Origin of the sequence: Helicobacter pylori (assembly GCF_006439795.1) — a bacterium.
In the GTDB taxonomy this organism is placed as follows: domain Bacteria; phylum Campylobacterota; class Campylobacteria; order Campylobacterales; family Helicobacteraceae; genus Helicobacter; species Helicobacter pylori_CR.
This window is the reverse complement of the sequence record NZ_VEYL01000012.1, coordinates 35898-52853: the sequence shown is the minus strand read 5'-3', so window position 1 is coordinate 52853 and position 16956 is coordinate 35898. Positions and strand designations below refer to the sequence as shown.

Annotated in this window: 12 protein-coding genes and 1 pseudogene; 6 read left to right on the top strand and 7 right to left on the bottom strand. The window is 37.7% G+C overall.

Annotation, left to right across the window (positions count from 1 at the left end; genetic code table 11):
- The first annotated feature begins 48 nt into the window (after window positions 1-48).
- The 5 genes and pseudogenes from FIM66_RS05980 (at window position 49) to FIM66_RS05960 (ending at window position 6424) form a co-directional block, all read left to right on the top strand.
- Window positions 49-468 carry a hypothetical protein gene (locus FIM66_RS05980; RefSeq protein ID WP_341472526.1) on the top strand — a complete coding sequence of 140 codons (420 nt, stop codon included), beginning with the start codon at window positions 49-51 and terminating at the stop codon, window positions 466-468.
- Window positions 468-2201, top strand: a pseudogene (locus FIM66_RS05975) (DUF262 domain-containing protein). The gene FIM66_RS05980 and the pseudogene FIM66_RS05975 overlap by 1 nt, the downstream one beginning before the upstream one ends.
- A gap of 40 nt (window positions 2202-2241) precedes the next feature.
- On the top strand, window positions 2242-3495 hold the full coding sequence (locus FIM66_RS05970; RefSeq protein WP_140548354.1) for a DHH family phosphoesterase: 1254 nt from the start codon (window positions 2242-2244) through the stop codon (window positions 3493-3495).
- A 43-nt stretch (window positions 3496-3538) separates the two neighbouring features.
- Window positions 3539-5383 (top strand): hypothetical protein, encoded by a 1845-nt coding sequence (locus tag FIM66_RS05965; RefSeq protein WP_140600213.1) that lies wholly within the window; start codon window positions 3539-3541, stop codon window positions 5381-5383.
- Between the two features lie 135 nt (window positions 5384-5518).
- Window positions 5519-6424, top strand: a complete 906-nt coding sequence (locus FIM66_RS05960; protein ID WP_140600212.1) for a hypothetical protein — start codon at window positions 5519-5521, stop codon at window positions 6422-6424.
- 100 nt (window positions 6425-6524) lie between these two features.
- Here the strand turns inward: FIM66_RS05960 and speA are convergent, their stop codons facing one another.
- Genes speA through metG form a run of 6 tightly spaced genes read right to left on the bottom strand, consistent with a single transcriptional unit; the run spans window position 6525 to window position 13741 of the window.
- Window positions 6525-8372 carry an arginine decarboxylase gene (gene speA / locus FIM66_RS05955; RefSeq protein WP_001158547.1) on the bottom strand — a complete coding sequence of 616 codons (1848 nt, stop codon included), beginning with the start codon at window positions 8370-8372 and terminating at the stop codon, window positions 6525-6527.
- A gap of 14 nt (window positions 8373-8386) precedes the next feature.
- Window positions 8387-9556, bottom strand: a complete 1170-nt coding sequence (locus tag FIM66_RS05950) for a glycosyltransferase family 4 protein (RefSeq protein WP_140548348.1) — start codon at window positions 9554-9556, stop codon at window positions 8387-8389.
- 4 nt (window positions 9557-9560) lie between these two features.
- The gene (locus FIM66_RS05945; protein ID WP_001158316.1) at window positions 9561-9989 is read right to left on the bottom strand and encodes a hotdog domain-containing protein; all 429 of its coding nucleotides are present in this window, start codon (window positions 9987-9989) and stop codon (window positions 9561-9563) included.
- A gap of 14 nt (window positions 9990-10003) precedes the next feature.
- Entirely contained in the window at window positions 10004-10789 is a 786-nt protein-coding gene (gene cmoB / locus FIM66_RS05940) for a tRNA 5-methoxyuridine(34)/uridine 5-oxyacetic acid(34) synthase CmoB (protein ID WP_140548346.1), read from the bottom strand.
- A 3-nt stretch (window positions 10790-10792) separates the two neighbouring features.
- On the bottom strand, window positions 10793-11800 hold the full coding sequence (locus FIM66_RS05935) for a ferrochelatase (RefSeq protein WP_140600211.1): 1008 nt from the start codon (window positions 11798-11800) through the stop codon (window positions 10793-10795).
- Entirely contained in the window at window positions 11801-13741 is a 1941-nt protein-coding gene (gene metG, locus FIM66_RS05930) for a methionine--tRNA ligase (RefSeq protein ID WP_140600210.1), read from the bottom strand.
- A gap of 168 nt (window positions 13742-13909) precedes the next feature.
- Here metG and cfaS point away from each other — a divergent pair, with 168 nt between their 5' ends.
- The gene (gene cfaS, locus FIM66_RS05925) at window positions 13910-15079 is read left to right on the top strand and encodes a cyclopropane fatty acid synthase (RefSeq protein ID WP_140600209.1); all 1170 of its coding nucleotides are present in this window, start codon (window positions 13910-13912) and stop codon (window positions 15077-15079) included.
- 2 nt (window positions 15080-15081) lie between these two features.
- Here cfaS and FIM66_RS05920 read toward each other — a convergent pair whose 3' ends face one another.
- The gene (locus FIM66_RS05920) at window positions 15082-16953 is read right to left on the bottom strand and encodes a mechanosensitive ion channel family protein (RefSeq protein WP_140571291.1); all 1872 of its coding nucleotides are present in this window, start codon (window positions 16951-16953) and stop codon (window positions 15082-15084) included.
- Between the last annotated feature and the right edge of the window lie 3 nt (window positions 16954-16956).

Here is a 16956-nt window from a genome sequence, read left to right as displayed (position 1 = left end):
GCTAGATACAATACCCTAGGTCATCTTTTTTTCAAAAAAGGGGTAGAAATGGCATTCATTCAATCATTCAATCATTCAATCATTCAATCATTCAATCATTCAATCATTCAATCATTCAATCATTCAATCATTCAAGCATTCAACCATTCAACCATTCAACCATTCAAGCAATCGTTCAAGCAATCGTTCAAGCAATCGTTCAATCAATCAACCAATCAACCAAGCAATCATTCAAGCAATCATTCAAGCAATCATTCAAGCAATCATTCAAGCAACGCTACCCTATTTTGTTATAACTTTTACCAAAACCGATTTAAAAATCCCCTATTTTTTATTATTCTCTCTATTATTCCCTCTTGCATTCCCCCTTGCATTAACCCGCACCGCAATCTTTTCAAAAAATTTGATTCCATAAGCCCCATTTTTAAACCAGTGGGGCTTACAGAGTTAAATTCAAAGGAGAAGTGATGGCAAAAGTAGAAGTAGAGTTAAAAAAACTCCATCAAATTTTAGTGGATGCTGAATATTTTTATCAGGTTCCCGATTACCAACGCCCTTATGTGTGGGATAAAGATCATTTAGGGGCTTTGATTGATGATTTGGTGGGCAGCTACACAAACAATAGAGAAGATGAGTATTTTTGCGGCTCTATTGTGATCGCTGAAAACCAAAAAGATAAAAGATGGGATGTTGTGGATGGCCAACAATGATTAACGAGTTTTATCATTCTGGCTTGCACGATTTTAAAGCTTTATAAAAATAGTCTTGGGCAAAAATCTAAAGCTTTTATTAAAGAGAGTATTTATGACAGACACGATGACAAAAAAGAGCGTCTGAAGTTCTTAACCGCTCAAAATTACAATAGCATTTTTGAAAACACGGTGTTAAACCATTTGGAGTTTGAAGACAACATTAAAAAGAGCGAGTTGGATAAGAAATTTGAAGAAAACACTTATTTGCGTAACGCTTATTATTTTAGAGAGCTATTGAATGAGAGTATGGAAAATGGTTCCATAAGCGATATTGATGATTTTGTCAAGTGGTTTTATGAACACATTGCTTTGACTAGGATCATTTGTTTTGAGCAAGACAGCGCGATGCAGATTTTTCAAGTGTTAAACGACAGAGGCCAACCCTTAAGCCCTATTGATATTTTAAAATCCAGTTTGATGCAAGAAATCAAACAAGATAGTGAAAAGCGTAAGGATTTTATAACCACTTGGGACAAATTGGTTGAAGCTTGCAAGAGCGTTGAAGGCATAGATATTGATTTAGAAGACTTTTTTAACATGTATTTGGAATACGCTGATCCTAGCGCTTCTAAAAAGAGAGCCGATAAGGGATTAAAAAAGGTGTTCAAAGACAGCAAAAAAGACGCTTGCGAGTTTATTTATGATGTGAGCGTTTTTATGAAATCTTATACCGATTTGTTAAAAAAACAAGACCGATACATTTATTTATTAAGATACCTTCCCTCCAGATTTTGGGCCAGTATTTTAACGACCGCCCTTCATGTCAAATACCCTGATTTTGACGCTTTGAAAAAGCTTTTAGTGTCTTATTATTACCAAACTTGGATTGCAGGAGGCACAATCACGCGCATCAAGCAAACGAGTATCAACATTATCAAAAATGTTAAAAGCAATAAGAGCGTTGAAACCATCAAAGAGCTTATACTGGACAACATAGAATCTTATAACACCTTTAACCAATACCACTATAACTTATGGGATAGCTATTCGGTTTATCCTAGCAAATGGTTACGCCCTGTCTTAGCCCTCGCTAATTATTTCATGGCAGATGAAGAGAAACCCCATTTTATCGTTATGGATGCCGAAACCCAAGTGGAGCATATTTTGCCCCAAAAACCCAAAAGAGGCAGTCAATGGAACGCGGATTTTGACAAAGAAAAAAGAGAAGAATGGGTAAATAATATCGCAAATTTAACCCTTTTAAAGCGTAAAAAGAACGCAAAAGCCTTAAACATGGATTTTGATGAAAAAAGAAAAATTTATGGTGGCAAAGACCCAAGCAAAGTGATTAGCTGTTATGACATCACTAAAGAATTGTATAGCGACTATAGGAAGTGGGACGAGAAGTCTCTCCAAAAGCGACACGACTTTTTGTATGAAATTATCACGCCTATTTTACACATAGAAGGGCAAGAAGAGGAATATGAAGATGATTTTGATCTAGAATGATTGAAAATTATCAAGCATCAAAACAACAAAGGGATAATCAATGCCTAAAAAAGAGCTATTAAAGATGTCAAAGAAAAGGATTTTTAAAGACTTCTTCAAAGAAGCCAAACAACACCGCCCCATTGTTTTCTATACAGATAATGATTGTGATGGCATGTTAGCTGGCAGCGTTTTAATGTCTATGTGTTACAGATTGGGTATTAAAGATTTCTTTTTCTTTAGCCCCTTAAGGAATGCGCATGGTTATGGTTTCACTGATTTAGCCATAAACGATTTATTGTCTCAACCTTGTATCTTTAACCCTAAAACCAATCAATTAGTCCGCCTAGATCACATTAAAAACCAATTTCAAAAAGACCCCTTATTGTTTAGCGCTGATTTGGGGGCGGATTTAGTTTCTAACATAGAATTACAAAAAATCTTATTAGAACATTTTGAACAATGCATCATCACAGACCACCATAAGAGTTTTGAAGTTGATTGGATTGATGAAAACAAAATCGCCTACATTAACCTGAATGATGAAAAAGACGCTAACTATTATAGCAGGGCTTTCACAAGCGCTTTAGTGTTTAGTCAAATCTTTCAAACGCAAACCACTCCTTTAGAAGAAGAATTGATCGCTATCACGCTTTTAAGCGATCGCATTGATTTGGATCATGGGGATAATTTGGATATGGTTTTGAATTTAGTGCGAGTTAAACATGAGCGCATTCAATGCTTTTTCAAAGATAAAGATCTTTTTTTAGCCCAAGACGATTTAGATGGAATTTCTAACTTATACGGCTTTAATTGCATCAACTATATCAACGCTTTAAGCCGTTTGAGTGGGGCTAGAGAGTTTAAGGGTTGTTATGATAGCTATTTGCATTATCTGGTTTTAAAACATTTCAATCCCCTAAACGATCCGCACTTAAGCGTCTTTAATGTTAAGGAATTCAAAAGATACAACGACATTAAAAAGAAAATGGTGAAAGAGAGCGAAGAAAACGCTCAAATTTTTTCTTGTAACAAAATATTAGTGGCTCTTTTAGATGAAAGCTGTTCTATTAAAGTAGGTGTTAGCGGTTTAGTGGCTAATAACTTTTTAAAAAAATACCCTTCCAATCGCTCCCTTTGTATCTATAGAGACAATAAAGACGGGTATAGCGGTAGCGCTAGAGGCGATAGGAATTTTTTAAGCCAGATTAAAACCATTCCTTTAATACAATCTGGCGGGCATAAGGAAGCTTTTGGGTTGAGCTTTGCAAAAGAGGATTTTAAAAAAGTGATCAAAAGCTTACAAGCCTTATAAAGTCAAATAACGCTAAGGCTGAATTTAAAAAAGAGGACTTGACATGTTATTGGATTATGATTTTTTATTGTTATTGAATGATGAGAGCGGGAATCCAACCAGATACTACTATTTGTTACAAGATTTTGAAAAGGATTTTGTGGCTAGTAAAGTGGCTCAAAACAGAGCGAAGCGATTCGTTAATGAGATCATTGGGAGAGAGAAAGCCTCTAAAACTAAAAACAGCGCCATTGCAGTTTCTAACACGAAAGCTTCTGCTGTTAAAAACGAAACGATTGGAAGCGGCGATCTTAAAAAGGTGTGTGAGAAAATCAAAAGCGGGCTACCCTTTGGGATCATCTCAGCCTTTAAACCCTTTAAAGACGCTTTTTACAGAGATTTCAATAATGATGAGCAAAAATTACTGATAGGGGCAGCTAAAAGCGGTTGCATTCAATCTAGCACTGATAAACTGGCTCAGTTAAGAACGCGCTTACTTTATTGGCAGGACAAATCTGTTAAAGTGGATTGGGATAAACCCATTTTGATTAAGGACTTCTTTAAAGGCAATAATTACCTTTATAGGAGGCTTTGTTTTTTATTGGGGAAGCATTTTATGGATAGATTTTTAAAAAATAACGCTAAGGCGAGCGTGAAAGACTTTATGTCTAGTAAGGAGTTTGTCGCTAAATACCGATACACCCCCAAGCAAAATACAGAAAGAGCGAAAAAGTTACAATCGTATTTAGAGAGCAAGCGTGATTTTATAGGGTTTGTTCAAACGCTTAACTCTTTAAAAGACAACCCGCAAGATCCTCTTTTACCCAATGAAGAAACGAGCTTTTTGGTGTTCGCTAATGAGCCTACTATCGTATTTAATTTAAGGGACTATTTATTGGTGTTAGTGCAAATATTCAACCAACAAGCGATCTGTTATTGTGAAAGCAAATGCCCTATAGAATTAATCAACGCTTCACCGGGTAAGGACTTTAACAAGACACAAGATAGCTTTTCAGACATCAAATTCTCAACACCCAATCAATTAGAACAATCTCTCAACGCTCTTAAAAACAAGCTAAACGCATTCTTTTCAAAACACCCTGATAAACATAACGGCATGGAGTTTAATGAAATCGCTAAAACTCAAATAGAAGCGCTTTATATGCCGCAATCTGGCGGTTGTTTTGATGATTTTCGCGAACATCTTGAAGATAGCGTTAAAAGCTTTATCAGAGCGAAAAAAAATCGTTATGGTTTTCCTAAAATCTTTGATGTTGCAGACATAGAACAAGAAGAGAGGGAAGTCATTAAATGGCGAGAAAAAGAGAGAGCGTCAAAACAAAGCCATAAACAAAACCTTCAAATCCACAAAATCGCTAACGATTTAAAGCGTGATCAAATAGTGGATAAAAGAACGATTTTAAGCGTGATAGACGCTGATATGGATCGTGGTTTTATCCCGCCTAAAGATTTGTTAAAACAATTAGAAAAAATCAGCGCTTCTCTTTCTAAAGACATCGTAATAGCGATAAAGCAAGTAGAAAAATTGGAGCTTAATTACGCGCTAATAGACAATATCCAACACAACACGCTTAATGACACGCTTGATTTTACCTTTATTATTGCGGATTCTTTGAGCGTTCAGTCGCTTTATGTTACCTTTGATCTTGTGATTGACATTGATAGGCCTATGAGCGAGCAGTTTCTCAACCATATTGGGGAATTGGGGAGTTTTGAATCTAGAGAGCGAGCGTTAGAGTGTGTGCGATTATCGCAAACTAAACTGATCGTTGAAGCGCCCAGAGAAGTGCTAAAAAATGCGCAATTATCACAAATTGAAGAAATATTGACTGGCTGTATTTTTAATGGCACTTACCGCCTTCAAAACGATCTTAAGAAAGGGCGATAGACATGGAAATTTTAAGCAAAATTCACCCCACAACAAGGAGAAACAAGCCATGCCAAAAAGATAAAAAACATTAAAAAAACATTGAACGACCGATTATAGCGGAATTTAAAACAAATTTTTACCAAGGAGTATTTTATGGGTTTTCAAAATGAAAACAAATTAAAAGTAGGGGCGTCAGTCAAAGCCACAATCAATAACAAAGTGGTGGAGGCTAAAGTCATTAATATTGGGTTTAATCGTGTAACCTTAAGGAGTCAAAAAGGCAACGAAGCCGCATACGCTTTCAATAGCGAAAAATTCTTAAAATGGTTCAATAAAGTTCCCTTAACCGAGCATATGAGACTTCACGCTGAAAATAAAAAAGCGGATATTTTAGATGGGATTAAAGTGGTAACTAGCGGACCGAGTGTCAAGGAAAGGACTACTACTGCTAAAGAAAAAGAGGATAGGTTTAAACTCGCTTTTGGATTTAAGGAAGCTAACGAGGGGGGTGTTAGTGTGTCGGAGTTTATGATTAGAGATTATACTCTAACCGAGAGAAAAGGTAGGCTCGGTGTGTTGTTATCGCCGATGTTATTTGGTGGGAGTGGTAATCAAATTTCGGCGCTTATTATTACCGCCCTTGCGAATGCGAAAGGGTATAATAAGCATACCGATGCGGAGTGGGTTAAAATGATTGAGAGTCGTAATGAGGAATTGTGCGATGTGGATAGTTTTGATAACTTGGATAGGGTTGCTCTTACCTTGTATTGTAATGTAATCAAGTATTATGCGGAGGGTAGAGAGGAGTTTCAAAACGATTTTAACGACTTTTCCCCTGATGGTTTTTGGGCGAAATATTTACCTAGAAATAAAAATGAGGCGATGTTTGTGGCTCAATTGATTTGCGATGGTGGTATCAATAAATACGGCTTAAGTTGTGCGGGTCTTACTGAAAATTTGCTAAAAGACATTGAACCTAATCTCGGTTTAGCGACTATGGGTGAGATTGATGAATATCTCGCTAATTTAGATAAAGAGGAGGCGGAGTTAAAAGAATAACCCCCCCCTGTGGGGTCTCTTTTTTAATCTCTTTTATTCTTCTCATTCTTCTATTGATTTATAGCGATTAAAGCCGTTTAAATCCATTTATAGCGTTCTTTTAAGAAATCGTGCGCAAATACCCGTTTTCGCTCAGCATGACATACAAGCGCCCCATGATTTCTTTCTTTTCTTCCATGTCCAGTTGGTTGTTGTCTTCAATTTTTTGTTTTAAAAGGCGCTCAATTTCTTTAGTGTCATAATCCAAATCGTCTAGCACATCTAAAATCGTTTGGGCTTCGCAAATATCTTCCACTTCATAATCGCCTTTTTCATCAAAAACCACGCTAAATTCCGTAGGGTGCGTGAATAAATTGTGCTTCATGCCTAAAACTTCTTGATACGCTCCCACTAAAAAGAACGCTAAAAAGTATTCTTCTTCGTCTATGTCTATATCATGCAAAAACAAGGGCTTCGTGGAATCAAAAGCGATTTCCCCATCGCTATCGCAAGTAATATCCCACAAGCTCGCGCTCCTAGTGGGCTTTTCATCTAATTTATTCAAGGGCATGACCGGGAAATTCTGCCTCAAGCCCCAATAATCCGGCAAGCTTTGGAAAAACGAGCAATTCAATAAATAGCGCTCTTGGACTTGCTCTTGAATGCGTAAAATATCGTTGTGATCCTTAACATAAAGCAATTGCACCGCTTTTTTGACGATCAAATGGGCTAAAACTTCAGTGTTGCTCCTGTCAATCAAATCAATGTAGCCCAAATCAAAAAGCGTGAATAACGACTCGGTGTGATCAAAGCTGTCATGCAAGTATTCAATGGCGTTTTTTTCATTGATATTAGCGAGCAAGTCTAGCATTTCATCAATCAAAGGAGGGTTATTATTTTCTTTGATTTTTAGGGATTTTTCATTGTATTCATGCGAAAACAATTCTAACACCGGGGCCACTAAAACGGCATGGTTAGCGGAAATATAACGGCCTGATTCAATGAAAATGTCCGGCTCAATTTCTTGCTTATTTTTCACAATTTCCCTCAATAAAAACACCACATCAGCGCTGAATTCCTCTAAAGTGTAGTTCTTGTCTTGGTGGTGCTTGTGTTGGGTGTATTCTACGGCTAACCCCCCTCCAATATTCACGCTATTAAGATTTTTAGCACCCATTTTACGCAATTCTGCATACAAGTTGCCCGCTTCTCTTAAAGCCTTTTTTAAGGGCGAAATATCGCTGATTTGAGAGCCTATGTGGAAATGTATCATGTGGAAATGCTCTAACAAGTCGTTTTCTTCTAAAAGGCGTATCGCTTCTAAAACTTCAGTGCTGCTAAGGCCAAATTTAGAATTGATCCCCCCGCTCTTTGCCCAAACGCCAGTGCCAGCGCTGTGCAAACGGATGCGAATGCCAATTTTAGGGCATGCTACAAAATCGTTTTGTTTAGCCACGGCGATAATGGTTTTTAACTCATTCAAACCCTCAATCGTTAAAGTGATCTCATGCTGCATGCTTTTAGCGATAAAGCCAAGCTCAATCATTTCTTTGTCTTTAAAGCCATTCACGGTGATAGGGGCTTTAGGGTTAGTGTAACTCATTGCGATGATGAGTTCGGATTTACTCCCGGCTTCTAACCCGTAATCCAAGCCCTTAGCCCCTTGCACTAAAGGGAAAACAAACGAGGGCATTTGATTGACCTTTAAAGGGAAAACCGCCTTAAAAGCCCCGCTGTATTGATACTCCTTAATCGCTGAAGAAAACGCATCAAACAAGCTTTTGATTTGTTTTTGCACCAAATGGGGGAATCGCACCAACAAAGGCCCTCTATAGCCCTTATCGCGCACGCTTTGAACGATTTCTAAAAGCGAGGGGTTTTTGCCATGACAGACTTTAACCAAGCCTTTTTCTATCTTAAATTCGTTATTGCTCCAAAATTTAATCCCATAATCATGGACTTCTTGCATTTTTTATCCTTTTGTTACGATAAGGTTTTAAAGAGATGGGGGTTATTTTTAAAATCTCTGATCGCTTCTTCATAAACTTTTTCAATTTGAATGACTGAATTTTCTAAAGTGTAGTTTAAAGCGCTTTTAGCGTATTCGTTTTGCATTCTTTCTCTTTCAAGCTTGTTTTCTAACCACCAGTCTATTTTAGCGCTCAAATCTTTAGCGTTATTGGGCTCAAATAGCGATCGTTCATCTAGCGCGAATTGCCTGGTCGCGCTTAAAGGGCTATTAGCGATAACAGGCACAATCCCCACGCTAATAGCCTCTAAACACGCAATCGCTTCGCTTTCCACATTGGCTGTGTGCACATACAGAGTGCAAGTTTTTAAAATCTCTAACAATTCATTGGAATTGACAAACCCAAACTCCGTTTTTACGCCCAGTTTTTGGGCTAGAAGTTTGATTTTTTTCTCATCAGGCCCTTTGCCTTTGAGCAATAAGACAATGTCTTGTTTGTATCGGCTTAAAGCAATCGCTTTGATTAAAACGCTTTGATTTTTTTCATTAGAATAGCGCCCTACCATAGCGATTTTAAAGGGCGTGGTGTCAAAAAGGCTTTTTTGCGGGTGTTCAAATTTAAACATGGGATCAAAGCCGTTAGAAATAGCGTATTTTTTCCCTCCATAGTTGTATTTTTCTAATTCTTCTACAATGAATTTTGACGGGCAATGGATATGGTGGATATAGCGGTAATGCGAAGATTTAAACCACGAAAAAAGCATCATGTTAAACCAAGAAAATTGCCCCAATTTCATGTTATAAGAAATATGCTCTGGCTGTAAATGGAAAGAGCCAATATAAGGCACTTGCATTTCTCGTGCGATTTTTACGGCTGTTTTTTCTAACAAAAAAGGCAAGTAAGTATGGATCATATCCGCTCCCTTAAAAGCCTTTCTTAAGATTTTTTCATCCGGTTTAGCAAAAAGGATGTGTTGTTTGTGTGAAATTTCTGTAACTAGGGGGATGTAGCGCTCTTTAAGGTTGTAATACCCCTCTTCTTCACTCCCTAAATTATCCACATAAGGGGCGACCACCCTCATCACATGCCCTCTTTTTTTCAGTGCTTCAAAAAAACGAAACGCTGTCATAGAAGTGCCATTACTGGTGTCTTTAAAGCTATCCACGACTAAAACAATAACCATTCAACTACTCTTCTTTAAAATTGAATTTAAAAGGCTTTTTATCAAACACCACGATTTCTATCATTCCCTCTAAAACCTGAATGTCTAACACAAACGCCTCTATTTTGATTTCAGCTTTTTTCACGCCATCTTGAATGACTTGCGCTTTAATGAGCGCTTCTTGATTCAATTCTAGGGGGGCGTAAAAATTGATGTTATTAGAAACCACCACGCTGTGTCTTTTATTCAACGCGCACAAGGCCGCATAATTGCACGCAATCAGCACAAACCCGGCATGCACAAAATTTTCTTCATACACCATGCTTTCATTGCCCTTGAAACGCGCATGGGCTATATCTTTTTCTAAAACGACTAGTTCAGTGCCAACGCTTGGTTTGAAATTCTTACAAGTCTCTAAAGAGTCATAATCCACACGAACGACTGATTCTTGCACTATTTAATCCTTTATTAAAGCTTGCTTGGTTTAAGCATCTTAAAATACCCCCTTAAAGGAGCGTCATACCCCTCTAAAGTTTTAGAGTGATCCGTTTTATCCAAAAAATCTTCCAAACTCTGCCCCAAAATAAAATCCGTTTTACGCTGTTCTTTAGGCGTGGTCTTTAAAACGCTAAGAATCTCAAAATTTTCAAACCCTACCCTTTCGCACCACCCTTTTAAAGCGCTAACGCTAGGGATAAAATAAACATTTTTCATTTTAGCGTAAGTTTTTTTAGGGCAAAGGGCGATGTCTAGGGGCGAATCAATGATTAAGGTGTCCAACACCAGCTCCCCTTTTATCTTTAAAGCATGATACAAGGCTTTTAAAGCCTCTAGCGGGCTTTTTCTGTGGTATAGCACCCCTAAGCAAAAAATGACATCAAAAGCGTTAGGGTATTTTTCATGCAAATCCTCTACCCCTAAAGACTCATAAATGATTTTTTTTTCTTTATCAAAAAAGGGGGCTAAAAATTCAAATTGTTTTTTGACTAAAACGCCCGGATCAAACCCCACCAAACTTTTAGGCTTATGTTCTAGCATTTTAAACAAGTAATAGCCGTTATTGCAACCCACATCAGCCACAACCTTATCTTTTAAGGAAGTGGCGTTTTTGACTAGATCCCATTTAATAGAGCTATCCCATTCGCTATCGATCTTAATTTGAGAAATTTCAAAGGGGCCTTTACGCCATGGCCTTAACGCCATGATTTCTTCTAAAAGGGTTTTTGGATTGAGATTGTCGTTACAAATGAGCATGACTTACCATAGCGTGGGGGTTTTTTTAAAAAAGGGGGGGTTTAAAAGGGATTCTAAATGATGGGAGCTAATCCCATAAATAAAAGCAAAATTAAACGCTAAATTTTTTAATTGTTCTTTTAAGTTGTTTTGGGTGGTATAAAAATAAGGGTTATTTTTTTCAAAGAAAGCCGCACTGTTTTTACGACAAAACACGACAATTTTCCCCCACGATAAAGTTTCAAGGGCTTTTTGAAGCATCATTTCAAACAATTCTTTTGAAGTCTCAGCAACAACCACCCTTGCCGTTGCACCATAGGGGGCTATTTCTAAATTTTTATTCACAAAAAAGGGTTTGCAATGATCTATTGGGTATTCTTTTTTGCCTAAAAGATTCAAATCAAACGCAATTTGTAATTTCTCGCACAATTGAATCACCCTTTTTAAAGGCTCTAAAAAGATGCTTGGCATTTTTAATTCGTATTCTTGCTTTTCATAGACTAAAGCGCTGCAAAAAAACGATTGGTTGAGAATCATTAAACGACTTTCTTTTAAATATTCTTTCAAGCGCTCTTGCTTATAAAACAAATGGAGCCACTCCAATTTATCAAAAAAGGCTATTTTACACCCCTCTATAATGAATAAATCTTCAAGGCTCTCTTTCAAGCACCACACAAAACCGCTCACGATGATTTTAGAAGCGATCTCTAATTCTATGGGGCTTAATAACGCCCCAACCACGCGCTCATTCAACAAGCAGAATTTAAACAAATGATTCAAAGAATGCTCTATATCTTTAAGCTTGATCCATGCCACATCCCTATCGCTTAAAGGATACTCTCCTGCGTATAAAATCCCATAAGCCCCTAACTCTAAAGCTTTAGGAATGAGCGCGTGATCTTTAGCGACAAATAAAGAGCCTTTTTGGACTTTGTTCAAAGACAAAACAATAGAATTAAAATAGCTGATTGAGGGCGTGTTTTGCAATTCGCCCAAACTCAATTCTACAGCTTCATTCACCCCTAATCGCATTTAGCTGATCAAACTTCCTGCAATTTTTTCTCTGGTAGGGCTGATTAAAGCCAGATTATCATTATCTCGCACCGCTAAAATCATGCCCTCACTCATTTCACCCATAAGCTTTGCGGGTTTTAAATTAGCCACCACGCACACCATTTGACCCACCAAGCTTTCAGGCTCATAATCCAAAGCGATCCCTGAGATAATCTGCCTCAAACGATTTTCGCCTAAATCCACTTTTAAGCGCAATAATTTATTGGACTTTTCAATCCTTTGAGCTTCTTTGATAAGCCCCACTTTAATTTCTACTTTCTTAAAATCCTCAATGCTGATATAGTTTTCTTGTTTTAGTGGGGCTTTTTCTTTTTCTTGATTTTCTTTTAGTGGGGCTTCTTCCTCCCCTTTTTCAGTCTTTTCAATTTTCTCAATTTTACAAAATAAAGGCTCGGTGTCTTGTAAAACCATATCTTGTAAATTTTTAGCTTTAAAAAAGCGTTCGTAATTATTGGGCGTGATTTCTACACGAAAAGCGCTCGCTAATTTCATAGCGCTCTTTGGCATGAACGCATAGAGTAAAAAGCTTGATTGCAACAGCACGTTTGCGATCAAACTCAATAAGGCTTCTAGTTTTTCTGATTCGTTGTTTTTGTGCAAAACCCACGGCTCTTCTTTAGCGATGAGTTTGTTTAAAAAATCATAAATGTTAAACAATTCCTCTAAAGCTTTATGCAATTGCATTTTAGGCACAAAAGAATTAGCGTTATCTAAAATTTGATGTGCTTTTTCTAGCTCTTTAGGATAATACGCGGTGATTTTGGCACTTTTTAGAGAATAATTGAAATATTTTTTAGCCATGCCTAGCAAGCGATTCAGCAAATTCCCCAAATCGTTATTCAAATTTGCGTTGATCCTTTCTGTTAACGCTTTTTTAGAAAAATCCCCATCTTGCCCAAAAGGCACCTCACGCAATAAAAAATAGCGTAATTCTTCAATCCCATACTCCATAGCGAGCTTTTGAGCGTCTAAAACATTACCCAAGCTCTTACTCATTTTCACGCCCTCTATCGTCCACCACCCATGCACGCAAAGCTGTTTGAATAAGGGCAAATTCAAACTCATCAAAAAAGCTGGCCAATAAATAGCATGGAAGCGTAAAATATCCTTACCCACAATATGCCTGGCACGTTCAAAATGCACCATTTTATTGTCTAAACCATTCAAATACCCTAACGCGCTCGCATAATTCAATAAAGCGTCCAACCAAACATACACCACATGTTTAGGATCGTTCATCTTTTTAGGCAAAGGAATGCCCCATTCAAAGCTCGTGCGCGTGATAGACAGATCCAATAAACCCTGCTCAATAAAAGAAGTTACCTCGTTTTTACGATAAATAGGCAAAATCGCTTCAGGATTTTTAGCGTAAAACTCCAATAAAGGCTTTTCATACGCGCTCAATCTGAAAAAATAACTCTCTTCTTCTAAAAGCGTGGTCTCCCTCAAGCAATCAGGGCATAAGACTTTATCGTTCGTATTGTCCGCTTTAGAAATCGCGCAATAACTCTCACAGCTCACGCAATAATACCCGCTATAAGTGCCTTTATAAATATCCCCTTTTTCAAACATGATTTCAAAGGCGTTTTGCACGCATTTTTGATGCTCGCTGTCTGTGGTGCGGATAAAACCATCATAATCCAAATTGAAAAAATCCCACTGGTTTTTAAAAATCGCGCTAATGCTATCGGCGTAAGCTTTAGGGCTTTGATTCCTTAGTCTTGCACTTTGTTCGATCTTTTGCCCATGCTCATCGGTGCCGGTTAAAAAAAAGACTTCTTCGCCTTGAAGCGTGTAATACTTCTTTAAAGTGTCCGCAATCAAAGTCGTATAAGCATGGCCAATATGAGGGATGTCATTCACATAATAAATGGGGGTTGTGATCAGTGATTTTTGCATCTTTATAATCGTGTTACCTTAAATTTGTTTAAATCTCTTAATTTTAACATGCTTTTAAAAATTTAGAGAATAGAGGTTGAATTTATGCTTATTTGTGGGGTGTTTTTAGCTTAAAATTCATTATAATTAACGCTCAAAAAATTGAAAAAGAGTTCAAGGAATAGACAGATGATTTCAAAATTTTTGCTCAAAAGCATGTTCAAGCAGTGGAAAAACGGCGATTATCAGGTCGTTTTTTGGGATAATAGCGTTTATAGGAATGGCGAACATTCGCCTAAATTCACCCTTAAGATCCATCGCCCCCTGAAATTTAGCGATATTAAAAAAGACATGTCTTTGACGATCGCTGAGGCTTATATGGACGGCGTGATTGATATTGAAGGCTCTATGGATGAGATGATGCATTCTTTGTATTTGCAAACCAATTATGAGCATTTGCACAAACATGATGGCACTAAAGCTATCCAAAAACCCATCAAAGAAAGCTCCAATATCTCTAAACATTACGATCTAGGGAATGACTTTTATTCTATCTGGCTGGATGAAACCTTAAGCTATTCATGCGCTTATTTCAAAAAAGATGATGACACCCTCCATGCCGCCCAACTCCAAAAATTAGATCACACTTTAAAAAAGCTCCATTTAAAGCCGGGCGAAAAACTGCTGGATATAGGCTGTGGCTGGGGCTATCTCTCTATAAAAGCCGCGCAAGAATACGGGGCGGAAGTGATGGGGATCACCATTTCTAGCGAGCAATACAAACAGGCTAACAAACGAGTCCAAGAGCTAGGGTTAGAGGATAAAGTAACGATCAAGTTATTGAATTACCAGGATTTAGACGGGCGCTTGTACCGCTTTGATAAAGTGGTGAGCGTGGGCATGTTCGAGCATGTGGGTAAGGATAATTTGCCCTTTTATTTCAAAAAAGTTAAAGAAGTGTTAAAGAGAGGCGGGATGTTTTTGCTCCACTCCATTTTATGCTGTTTTGAAGGCAAGACTAACGCATGGGTGGATAAATACATCTTCCCGGGTGGCTACTTGCCCTCTTTGAGAGAAGTGATGAGTGTGATGAGCGAATGCGACTTCCACTTGCTCATGGCTGAAAGCTTACGCATCCATTACGCTAAGACTTTAGACATTTGGCGAGACAATTTCAACCACAATCTAGATCAAGTGAAAAAACTCGGCTATGACGAAAGATTTATCCGCATGTGGGATCTGTATTTAAGGACTTGCACGTCCGCTTTTAGAGTGGGGAGCGCGGATTTATTCCAATTGCTTTTAACCAACAGCGTGGATAACACTTTCCCCTTAACCAAAGAATACATCTACCGATAATTTTAGATTTTAGCCCCTTCTTTTAGGCTAACTTCTGGAAAACTCTCCACATACAAACTCTGTGATGGGAAAGCAAAACTCAAATGGTGCTTTTCTACAATCCCCATGATTTTTAACATCACATCTTCTTTGATTTCTAGCCACTCTTCCCAAACCACTGTTTTAGAAAAGCAATACACTAAAATATTGATAGAGCTGTCCGCAAACTGATCTAAAAAGACAAACAAATCGTTTTTATACCCTAAAAAATCATCAATAGAAACAATATCTTTTTTAAACATGTAGCGGTAATCGCTCGTATTTTGTAAAGCGCTATCGGCTCCATTAGCGATTTTAGGGTGGTTTTCTAACATTTCTTTAATATCTTTCACGCAAAGCTGTAAAGCACTCTGACTGGAGCTATAAGTTAAGCCTATTTCCATTTTAATACGCCTTCCCACTTTACGGCGACTCCAATTCCTGATGGGCTTTCCGGCTAATTCCGAATTAGGCACGGACAAAAGAGCGTTATCAAAGGCTCTGATTGTGGTGCGCCTTAACCCCATTTCCACCACCGTGCCCTCCACTTCACCGCACACGATCCAATCCCCTTGAGAAAACGAATTGTCTAATAATAAAATGACCGAAGCGAAAAAATTCGCCAACACATCTTTAACCGCCAAAGCCACCGCTAACCCCCCAATCCCTAAAGAAGCGATGATGGCTGAAACATTAAACCCTAGTTGCTTCAAAACCCCTAAAAGCGCGACAATAAAAATCAAAAAATACACGACTTTTAAAATCAAGTTGATCACTTCTTTTCTAAAATTGTGCGTGCTTTTGGTGGCCATATTCGTAACTAACGCTTCCCCATAGCCTTTAAAAAGCGCTATCACTAACCATGCTAAAAGCATGATATACACCGCGCCCACCCACATAGAAACTTTAGGGGGCGATGCGTTAGGGTAGTAGAAAATATCTAAAGCTATATCGCAACTAAACAGGGCTAAAAAGACAGAAACCGGCGAAACAATGCTTTTTTGCACATTGACATGCATTTTTTTATTGCGTTGCATGATTTCAAAAATACGATCCAGTAATAAAGCTAAAAGCCAGGTGATCAACTTCCTTAAACCTAGCAATAAGGCTAAAATCGTCAAAGCCAGTGCAATCTTACTCACTTGCAAGCTATGGGCTGTGAAAGGCAAGATTTTGCTGATTTTGTTTAACACAAAATCCATATTCACTTCCATGATCAAGTTTTTAGGAAGCACTTCTTTAGGGTGGTTTTTGATGTAACGCAAGACTTCAATATAAGTGTTCAAACGCAATTCATAATCGCTAAACATCCGCTCTAATTCATGCATTTTGACACTGTCTAGATTTTTAGGGAAAGTATAGAGTTTGAATTGTCCTAAACGCAAAAGGAAAGCATTACTGATGCTTTCCACATCTTTTTGTTCGCTAAAAATGTCAATACTGCTCCTGATTTTATCTATAAAACGATACAAAATTTCATCTATCAACAAAATATCTAAAGACAATCTATCTTTCATGAAAGTGTAGAAATCATCGCCCTTAATGCTTTTAGACAAACGCTTTTTGATTTTCTCTTGCTCTTTTAAATTTTGATTGATATCAATGCCAATTTTATCCCTTTCGTTCAACACTTTAGAAGTCAAACTTTTAATCAAGTCATTCTTTTGGGTGTTATACAGAGAGATTTCAGAGCTTTTTTCAGGGTTTTTCTTGTAAGTTTCAATGACTTGATTGAGTTGGTTGATTTGATTGAAAATCAAAAACAAATCCACCGCATCTGTTTCATGCTCTTCAACCGCTCTCAAAGGATTTAAAAACAACGACAATACCAATACCCACCACAATAATAAACGCATGCA